6 protein-coding genes and 1 pseudogene are annotated in these 9,642 nt (G+C 63.9%); 1 reads left to right on the top strand and 6 read right to left on the bottom strand.

The features are described from left to right. Window positions 1-1,086, bottom strand: a 1,086-nt coding sequence (locus tag AS156_RS10695; protein ID WP_245312692.1) for a flagellin N-terminal helical domain-containing protein, incomplete at its 3' end; no start/stop codon positions are given. A 370-nt stretch (window positions 1,087-1,456) separates the two neighbouring features. Here AS156_RS10695 and flbT point away from each other — a divergent pair. Beyond that, window positions 1,457-1,888 (top strand): flagellar biosynthesis repressor FlbT, encoded by a 432-nt coding sequence (gene flbT, locus AS156_RS10690; RefSeq protein WP_066503553.1) that lies wholly within the window; start codon window positions 1,457-1,459, stop codon window positions 1,886-1,888. A gap of 72 nt (window positions 1,889-1,960) precedes the next feature. Here flbT and AS156_RS10685 read toward each other — a convergent pair whose 3' ends face one another. From AS156_RS10685 to AS156_RS10665, 5 genes and pseudogenes are all read right to left on the bottom strand, one after another. Then, a complete protein-coding gene (locus AS156_RS10685) occupies window positions 1,961-3,841 on the bottom strand; it encodes a flagellar protein (RefSeq protein ID WP_066503551.1) in 1,881 nt (626 codons plus the stop codon). Between the two features lie 7 nt (window positions 3,842-3,848). Further along, on the bottom strand, window positions 3,849-5,726 hold the full coding sequence (gene flgK / locus AS156_RS10680) for a flagellar hook-associated protein FlgK (protein ID WP_066503549.1): 1,878 nt from the start codon (window positions 5,724-5,726) through the stop codon (window positions 3,849-3,851). A 44-nt stretch (window positions 5,727-5,770) separates the two neighbouring features. Continuing rightward, on the bottom strand, window positions 5,771-7,579 hold the full coding sequence (locus tag AS156_RS10675; RefSeq protein ID WP_066503547.1) for a flagellar hook-basal body complex protein: 1,809 nt from the start codon (window positions 7,577-7,579) through the stop codon (window positions 5,771-5,773). A gap of 185 nt (window positions 7,580-7,764) precedes the next feature. Further along, window positions 7,765-8,265, bottom strand: a complete 501-nt coding sequence (gene msrB / locus AS156_RS10670) for a peptide-methionine (R)-S-oxide reductase MsrB (RefSeq protein ID WP_066503545.1) — start codon at window positions 8,263-8,265, stop codon at window positions 7,765-7,767. Between the two features lie 62 nt (window positions 8,266-8,327). Continuing rightward, window positions 8,328-9,642 (bottom strand): annotated as a pseudogene (locus AS156_RS10665) (NAD(P)/FAD-dependent oxidoreductase); the annotation flags it as partial.

The following is a 9,642-nucleotide window of genomic DNA, read 5'->3' as shown; positions in this document are numbered from 1 at the left end:
GCCGGTCTGCAGCACATTGATCAGGCTCTTGGAGAAGTCCTGACGAATCTGCACCACCGACAGGTTCGACCCCAGCGTCGAGGCTTCCGACCGCAACGTGCTCGACGCGTTGCTGAGCCTGGTGATGATGCTGTTGGCCGAGGCGCTGTCGAGGAAGTCGGTGCCGACCTTGAGCGCGCCGAGACCGAGGCCTGCCGCGTCAAAGGTTACGCCCTGGATATTGAGCGTCGACTTGCCGGTCTCGTTGAACACCAGCTTGAGGTTGTCGCCGCTCAGCAGGTTGACGCCATTGAAGGACGCATCCTGGGCCGTCGTGGTGATCTGCTGGATCACCGCGTTGTACTGGTTGACCAGGCTGGCGCGGCTCGCTTGCGAGTTCGGATCCGCGACCGCGGCATTGACGGTACCGATGGTCGCGGTGGTGGCGCCGATATCGACGCCCTCGCCGGTCGGCACGGTGCCGGTCTTGGTGATGGTCTGGCTCGCCGCATCGTTGGTCGAGGTGAACGTCAGCGTATCGGGCGTTGCCGACAGCGACGCCGTGAGCGAAACGCCGTTCGACGACAGCACGCTGTTCAACTGATCCAGCGTCTGAACGGTGGCCGTTCCGCCGCCCGACGAGAACGTCGATCCGATCGTCACAACAAGGCTGCCGGTTGACGTCTTGAAGGTCAGCACGGAGCCACCGAGCTTGCCGGCGTTGAGATCGGCCGCGGTCGTGGTGCCCGTGCCGGCGCCGCCGCCGGTGACATCGACATTGGCCTTGGTCGTGTAACCGGTCGGGCTCTGCAGGACCTGGTTTGCGATCGACTTCGCGGTGTCGACGAGCTTTTGCAGCGACGTGATGCCGGTGTTGGCGGCCTGCAGGATCTGCACGCCGTTGCCGATGCCATCGAGCAGGTTGTTGATGTCGCTCGCACGGTTGTCGAGCGACTGCGCCGTGAAGAAGTTGGTCGGATTGTCGAGCGCCGCGTTGACCTTTTTGCCGGTGGCAAGACGGTTCTGCGTGGTGGCGAGCAGATCGGCGGTTGACTGGAGGGAGAGAAGGTTCTGACGAACGGAAGCGGAGAGAACAAGATCGGACATTTTCATACCTTTCTGGTGTGAAACCGAGGGAACAAACCGCGCCGATCCTTTCTGATCGGGCGGATGGCCCGATCGTGCGAAACAAGCCGAAAAGGAAAAATAAATCTCCTGGGAGGCATTTAAACTAAACACAAGAGAAAAAAATAGTCGAAACTAGATGAAGCTCATCCTGAAAACTACTGAGATCGCAGATCATTCCTGGGACAGGCGGATGCAGGCACGGCCGGCGTACACCAAGCGTTAACCATCATCGGAAAGGATCGCCGCAGCATCGGCCCAGAGCTGCTGCGGCGGCTGCTAAGCAGTGCCGAACTCAATTTCGATCTGCAGCAACAACGCCCCGCGCAGCGGCCGACAAAGGAGAACGGGCATGGCCCTGAAGGTCGAACTCAAGCCCAACGAGCGTATCATCGTCGGCAATTGCGTGATCACCAACACCGATCAGCGCGCCCGCCTGTTGATCGACGGCGACCGCATCCCGATCCTGCGCGAAAAGGACATCCTGACGCCGGAGACCGCCGATACGCCGGCGAAGCTGATCTACCTCGCAGTGCAGCTGATGTATCTGTCGCCGGATCCGATGGCGCATCACCCGACCTATTTCAGCCTGGTGCGCGATATCCTGACCGCGATGCCGAGCGCCTGGCCGTACATCGAAGGTATCAACAACTTCATCCTCAATGGCGATCTCTATCACGCGCTGAAGGAATCCAAGAAGCTGATCGCGCACGAAGAGAAGGTGCTGGAAACCGCGCGAAACCTGCAGGCGTCGGGGCAGGACGACACGCGCAAGAGCGCCTGAGCGCTGCTCGTCCCAACGACAAAAAGGCCTCCGCAAGGAGGCCTTTTTCGTATCCGGAGATGAGCCGAGCGATCAGCCGATCGGCAGATATTTCAGCAGCGTCGTCTGGTACAGCATCGACGTGGTCTGGTACGACGCCTGCAGGCTGGTCTGCAGCGCCAGGATCTTGGTCGCGACCTCGTCCTGGTTGACGCCCTCGATCGAGTCCAGCATCGTCTGCGCCATCCCCTTGAGCTGGGTCTGGCGATCGGTGGCCGCCTTGGTCGCCGATTGCGCGCCGGCGAACTCGGCCTGCACGTCCTGGATCTGCTGCTGTCCGTTCTGCGGAGCGAGGTTCGCTGAAACCCGCTGCGCGAGCGCCGTCACCTGCGCGTTGGCATTCGGATTGCTGGCGTCGGTCGTCACCGCCGCATACACCGCCACATTCTGCAGCATGTAGCGAAACGCCTGCTCGTTGGCGCGCGCGCCGTACTGCACGGTGATCGTCTGATCGACCTGCGCGACCGCGGTGCCGCGCGCCGAATCCGTTCCGCTCTCGCCGGTGTACCAGGACACGGTGTTTGCGGGCGTTCCCGCCACCAGTCCGGTTGCGGTGTCGAAGGGCGGACCGCCGACCCGGAGCGGCGCCGGCGTCGCGGTCGTATTGTTGGCGATGCCGAGCGCGCCGAGCGCCGCTGAATTCGAGCTCGAGATCGACAGGTTCGCGCCGTCGGCCCCGTGCAGCGTGATCGCGCCGTTGCTGATGGTCGACGGATTCTTGGTGCCGGTGATCTGGTCGATCTTCGCCATCAGCGTCTGAACGCTGTCGGTGATGTTGACCTGATTGCCGGTTGCCCCCGACGCCACGAAAGTGATCGGCGTCCCGTTCACCGTAATGGTGTCACCGGCCGCGAAGCTCGTCGACAGCGAGTCCGTACCTGCCGCCCCCGACAGCGCGGTCGCGCCGGTGATCGGCGTCGGCGGAGTGCCCTGGTTGTTGACCGCAGTACCGGAGACGGTCGCCGATTGATTGAAGAAATTGTTGGACGCCGCGACGGCTGACGCAGCAACCAGCGACGTGTCGCTCAGCGTCTTGATCGACGAGGTCAGCGTCGACTGAAGGTTCGCCGTGGTGGCTGCGGTGTCGGCACCGATCAGGAACGAGCCCGACGGCGGCGGGCTCGTCTTCGTCGCGGTCAGTTCGATCGCTTCCGTCGTGCCGTCGGGCAGCGTGAAGTTGAACTTGATCTTATCACCTTCATTGGGATTTACGGCGCCGAGATCGACCGACGTCGTGCGCGGCGTGCCGGTCGGCTGCGACACCGTGGTGCCGGTCAGCGACGATTGCACCGATAACAGCTTCAGGCCGAAGGCCGAGCCGTCCTCGGCGACACTAGTCACGGTCGTCGTCGCTGCCGGCGACGACACCGTCAGACGACCCATATTGTTGGTGCCCTGATCGGCCTGCTTGCGTTCGTCGATCAGTTGCTTGAGGCCGGCCTGCGTCGCGGTGCCGTTGAGCATCGTGTCGGCGGGGACCGTGGCCGGCGTATCCATGGCGCGGCCGGAAAACAGGTAGCGGTCGCCCGACTGGCTGTTCAGCATCGAAACGGCGTTGGCGAAGGCGGCCTGCGCCGTGATCTGGCCCGAGGTCTGGCCGTTGTTGTTGAGCGTCAGGGTCGCCGTCGTCGCGGCGCTCTTCACCTGGGTGCCGATGTCGATCAGCCCCTGCAACGAGAGGTTGGCGACGCCGAGGCGCGTGTTGAGATTGGCCGCAGTGTCGGAAAACGCGTTGATGCTGCTGATCTGCGCGCGCAGGCCGAGCGCGAAGCCGCGATCCGACCCCTGCCCTGCATAGGTCGTCGAGATCCTGCCGGTCGCGAGCTGCGTCGTCAGATCGTTGAGCTGGCTGCGCAAATTGAGGATGGTGGACCCGATATAGGAGGTCCGGCCGCTAACGCCGTCGATCGACATTGATCCCTCACATCGCCTGCATCAGCGTGTCGTACATCTGCTTGATGGACGACATCACGCGCGCATTGGCGGAATAGGCATTTTGAAGCGCCAGCAGATGCGCCATTTCATCGTCGATGTTGACGCCCGACGTGGCATTCATCTTGCTCTGCAACGTGTTGAGCACGACGTCCTGTCCATCCGCGAGCTGCTTGGCTGATGTCGCCGCCTCGCCTTGCTGGCTGATGAACTGCCGTGCGAAGCTCAACAGCGTGCCGGTGAGCGGTGCGCTATTGGTGCCGAGGCCGGTCTGCGGCGAATAGCTGTAGGACGCCGTCGACAATTGCGACAGCAGCAGGTTGGCGCGCGTGGTGTCGCCGGCCGCGGTCGGCGGATTGGTCGAGAATACGACGGTGCGCGAGGGATCACCGACGAGAGAGCTGTTGACGCTGATGCGGGCGGCAAGACCGGTCATCTGCGAGCCGTTGGCGGTGATCGCGCCGGTATAGGGCGCGCCGTTGTCAGTGAACATTGGCAGCTGCGGATCGCCCGAGGTGAGCGAGGTCACCGTCGTGGTGACGGACGCAGCCGTCACGTCGGTACGGTTGGCGGCACCGTCGTCGAGCACGCGCAGGGTCGATCCGGACGGATTGGAGAACTGCAGCCCCGCGGTCGTGCCGAGCGCGCCGTTGAGCTGCGCCAGCACCGAGCTCATGCCGCCGGAGAAATCGATCCCGAGCACCTCGTCATTTGGATCGACGGTCGCGGTGTTGCTGAGCGGCAGCACGCTCGGATCGTCGACACGGACGATCGAGAGGTTGTGCGTGGCTCCGGTGGTGTTGTCCTTGTAGCTGATATGGATGACGTTGCCGCTCTGCAGCCCCGAAAGATCGAGGTCGTAGCCGGACTGCGCGCCCGACGACACCGGAGCGCCCGCGGTCGTTTTGTCCGACAATGCGCTCGCCATCGACGCGGCGAACTGATCGATCTGCGCCTGCGCCTTCACAAGCGTGTTGTCGCGCAATTCGAGATAGGCCGCGATCTTGCCGGAGCGGATCGAGTTGGTCGACACCAGATCGTAACTGCCGCCATGCGGGAATGTGATGCTGATGGTGCCGACGGTGCTCTTGGTAGGATCGGAATTGTACAGCGCGTTGGGCGTCATCGTGCCCTGCGCATTGAAGCTGAGCTGAGCGGCCTCGGTGCCGACCAGTTGCACGCCGGAATTGGTAAATACGGTCACCTGATTCTGGCCGTTGGTGACGGTGCGGATGTCCATCAGCTGCGACAGCTGCGTGATGTACTGGTCGCGCTGATCGAGCAACGCCGAGGTCGACGCATCGGTCAGGCCGCTGGCCTGCAGTTGAGTGTTGATGCGGGCGATCTGCGTCAGAGCGTTGTTGGCCGTATTGACCGAGTCATTGATGCCGGCCTCGGCATTGGCGCGCAGGCTCTGGATTCCCTGCGATGTCGCGTTGAGCTGCTGCGCCATCGCCTGCGCCGCATTGACGACACCAATGCGGGCCGACTGGGAGTCCGGGCTGGTCGACAGGCCCTGGATCGCGGTCAGGAGCTTGTTGAAGGTGTCCTCGATCGTCCCGGTGGAGTCGGGATTGCCGTAAACACTCTGCAAGTTGGCCAGATAGGTCGAGCGGATGTCGGCGTAAGATGCCCCCGACGTCTCGGTGCGAAGCTGGGTCTGCAGAAACTCGTCGAGCTGGCGATTGACGCCGCTGATGAAAACGCTCGATCCGTAATCCCCGGTGGTGCCCGCGACCTGGTTAAGCGTCTTCTTGGTGTAGCCCGGCGTCTCCGAATTGGCGACGTTCGACGACACGAGCGACAGCGAGGCCTGCGTGGCACGCAGGCCCGACATCGCGGTGGAAAGGGCTTGGCTCAAACCCATGATCTGTTACTCGCCTCTACTCATGCCGCGCATCATCGCCGTAATCAGCGCATCACGTTGAGGAGATCCTGCACCATCGAGTTGGTGGTGGTGATCACCTTGGTGTTCGCCGAATAGGCCTGCTGCGTCACGATCAGCTTGGTGAATTCATCGGCAATGTCGGTGTTCGAGCTTTCCAGCGACGACCCGACGATGGTGCCGGCCTTGCCGAACAGCGCAGCACCTGACTCGTCGGTCGCCTCGAACGCGCCGCCGTCGATGCGCTTGAGGAAATTGGTGCCGTTGAAGGTCGCGACCGAGATCTCGGCGAGATCAATGTTGCGGCCGTTGGTGTAGTTGCCGACGATGCGGCCGTTGGTGGAGACGCTGACCGATTGCAGCTGGCCGGCGGGGAAGCCGTCCTGCTGGATCTGGTTGACCTGGACGTTGCCGTTGGCATCGGCGAACTGGGTGACGCCGCCGCTGCCAAAATTGATCACCGGGCTGCCGAGCGACACGCCATTGACGACGGCATTGTTGAGGGTCACCGACGCGATCGGCGGCGACATCTGGCCGTTCGATCCGAAGGTGAAGTTGATGTTGACGTTCTGCCAGCCGACCTGCGTGCCCGTCGCATTGGGATTGACCTGATAGAACAGGTTCCAGGTATCGGTATGTCCGGCGCCAAGCGAAGAGCTGTCGGTCTTGGCCCAGCGGAACTGAAGGTTCACCGGCGCGCCCGATACATCGTAGGCCGTCACCGCACCGCCCGAGACGCTTTGGTCGAGGAAGGCCGAATTGTCGTTGCCGATCACCTGGCCGGTGCCGACGGTACCGCCACCGCCACGGGTTGCGGTCGCCTTGCCGCCGGCAAAGCCGAGTGCAGCGAAGGCGGTTGAGTTCGAGCTGGTGATCGAGAGATCGGCCGACGTGCCCGAATGCAAGGTGATCGAGCCGCCGGAGATCGACGACGCGGTGCCCGTGCCGGTAATCGAGTCGATCTTTTGCAGCAGGGTCGAGATGTCGTCGGTGACGTTGAGCTGGTTGCCGGTGGCACCCGAGGCGACGAAGGTAAGAACCGTGCCATTGACCGTGATGGTGTCGCCGGCAACGAAATTGGCGTTGATCGAGTCGGAGCCGGCGACGCCTGACAGCGCGGTATTGCCGGTGTTCGGCACCGAGGGCGTCGCCTTGTTGTTCTGGACCGTGCCGGTGGTCGAGGAATCCGTATAGGGGGCGGCCGGCGTCCCCAATACCAGCGGGTTGTATCCCGAGCTGAACGAGCCCGGCCGGATCAACTCGGAGCCCGGAACCGAGGTGTCGTGCTTCGTGGTGAGCGGATAGGACGCGAGGTTGGCGCGATAGTCGATCTTGGTAGTCTGCTGCGCAGGCAGGAAGTCATTCTTGAACCGCAGGACCTGCGGCGAGGATCCCGAGGGATTGCCGGTGGTCGGGTCGATCGGTACGCCCTCCAGGTAGTAGCCCGCGCCGTTGACGAGATAGCCGTCCTTGTTGAGCTGGAAGTCGCCGCGTCGGGTATAGCGGTCGACGCCGTCGAACACCGGCGAGCCGTCGCTGAAGCTGCCGGGCTTCTGCACGGCAAAGAAGCCGTTGCCATTGATCGCCATGAAGGTCGCGACCGACGCCGACTGCACGTCGCCCTGCACCGTGTTGGTGGAGCGGGACTGCGCGGTGACGCCACCGGCGAGCTGAGCGGTCAGCGCGGTCTGCGGCACGAGGTCGAGGAAAGACGTGTCGATGCGCTTGAACGCCGTGGTTTGCGAGTTCGCGATGTTGCCGGAGATGTTCTCGAGCGCATACGAGCCCGCGCGCAGGCCGCCGACTGCGGTGGTGAGAGCGCCGAAGATACCCATGACATGTTCTCCAAATTCAATTTCCGGCGACTCGTAAATTCCAGGATCAGCCGCATCGGCGGAGCATGTCGCAAGCCTCGTGCCATGAAACAAAATGTAACAAAATCATCCGCTTGAAAAAAATGCCCCGGTCGTTGGACCGGGGCACAATTGCCGGGGGCGGCAACAATTGCCGGGAAAAAGCTTCAGGTGGCTGACGGCACGGCCGGGTGAAACACCAGCGCGAAGCCATCCATGCAGTAACGCAATCCGGTCGGCTTCGGGCCGTCGTCGAAGACGTGGCCGAGATGGCCGCCGCAACGGCGACAATGGATTTCAGTGCGCAACATGCCGAAGGTGCGGTCCTCAGTCTTGCCGACCGCGTTCTCCAGCGGCTGATAGAAGCTCGGCCAGCCGGTGCCGCTCTCGAACTTGGTGTCGGACGAGAACAGCGGCAGGTCACAGCCGGCGCAGGCGAAGATGCCCTTGCGATGCTCCTTGAGCAGCGGGCTCGATCCCGGCCGCTCGGTGCCTTGATTGCGCAGGATCTCATATTGCTGCGGCGTGAGTTGCGCGCGCCATTCGGCGTCGGTCTTCTCGACCTCGAATTTCTCGGCTGCCTTCGCGGGCGAGGCGCGGAGCCAACGGAAGGAGACGATGCTGAGCAGGCTGGCGACGGATGCGAGCAGGATACGGCGATCGATCATCAATCTTCTCCGATGCGGACGGCCCGTGGTTCGCCATCAAATACGCCGGCCGCCGCGAGACGTTACATCGGTCCGCCGGGGATCCGCTCACTTTCTTGCGAGGCCTGCGGATACGGTTCCCCGTCGCCCTGTACCGGCGCTCGTGGCGGTGCCGGACGCGCGGCGCCCGGTGGCGGACGGCGAGGCGCCGGCCCCCTGGTTCCCGCCCTGAGATTGGCCTCGGCCAGCCGCGCCTCACGGACCTGCGCCTTTGCCCGTGCGCCCTCGCGCTGGCGCGCCAGGAAGCCTGCCGCGGACGAGGCGCCCCTTGTCCACAGGCTGATGGCGTGGCCGGCGACGCGCCCGGTGGTGCCGCCCGCCCAGACCAGCTCGAACGGCGAAAACAGCCGCCAGCGGTCGTCGCCCCACAGGATGCTGCGCGCGATCAACTGCCCGGCCAAAGCCGAGGTGTTGAGCCCCTGCCGGCCGAAGCCGCTCGCGACCCACAGGCCCCGGCGCAGCTGGCCGATCTGCGGCATGCCGTGCACGGTGACGCCGACCGCGCCGCCGAACATTTCGGCGATCGGCACCTTGCCGAGCTGCGGAAACAGCGTGGCGATCCGGCGCTGCACTGCGGCACCGAAGCGCTTCGGGCGCGCCTCCCAGGTGGTCTCCGGACTGGACCATAACAGGCGATCGCCGTCGACGATCCGGAAGTGATCGATGCCATCGCTGTCGACCACCGAGCCGGAAAAGGCGATCGCCCCTGCCAGCCGGTCCCCGAGCGGCTCCGTCAGCGCCGCGTAGCGCCATACCGGCAGCAGCGTGTCCGACAGCCGCTTCAGCGGCGCACCGAGATGGACATTGCCCGCGAGCACGATGTGCCCGGCGCGCAACCGCGCCGACGGCGTCACGATGCGCTTGCGGACGCCGGAAAAGTCGATGCTGACGACCGGCGTATCCTCGAAGATCCGCGCGCCCATCCGTGTCGCCAGCGCCGCGAGGCCGTGGACATATTTCCGGCCGTCGATCTGGAACGCCTTCGGATAATAGACGCCATGGAAATAGCGGCCGGTCTTGAGCACGCTGCGAACGTGATCCACCTGCCAGCCTTCGACGTCGGTCGCGAAATCCTCGGCCAGCATCTGCAGGCGACCGATCAGCGCCTCGCCGACATCGACATTGGCGACCTCCAGCGCGCCTTCGCTGTAGCCGATGCCCGGGATCAAATCCTCGGTAGCGGCGGTGCGGACGTAGTCGGCACCCTCCTTCGACAGCGCCCACAACTCGCGCGCATCCTCGATGCCGACGCGCTCGATCAGGTCCGCGATCGGCAGACCGAAACCCGGCATCACGGTACCGAGATTATGCCCGGAGGCGTTCCAGCCGATATGGCGG

The sequence above is a fragment of the Bradyrhizobium macuxiense genome, from assembly GCF_001542415.1.
GTDB lineage: Bacteria > Pseudomonadota > Alphaproteobacteria > Rhizobiales > Xanthobacteraceae > Bradyrhizobium > Bradyrhizobium macuxiense.
The sequence above is the reverse complement of the archived record's forward strand: the minus strand, read 5'-3'. Positions and strand labels throughout refer to the sequence as shown.

Bases quoted from the DNA above. Each gene is read 5' to 3' on its own strand.
- AS156_RS10675 (WP_066503547.1), bottom strand. From the start codon at position 7,579: ATGGGTATCTTCGGCGCTCTCACCACCGCAGTCGGCGGCCTGCGCGCG.
- flbT (WP_066503553.1), top strand. From the start codon at position 1,457: ATGGCCCTGAAGGTCGAACTCAAGCCCAACGAGCGTATCATCGTCGGC.
- flgK (WP_066503549.1), bottom strand. From the start codon at position 5,726: ATGGGTTTGAGCCAAGCCCTTTCCACCGCGATGTCGGGCCTGCGTGCC.
- AS156_RS10685 (WP_066503551.1), bottom strand. From the start codon at position 3,841: ATGTCGATCGACGGCGTTAGCGGCCGGACCTCCTATATCGGGTCCACC.
- msrB (WP_066503545.1), bottom strand. From the start codon at position 8,265: ATGATCGATCGCCGTATCCTGCTCGCATCCGTCGCCAGCCTGCTCAGC.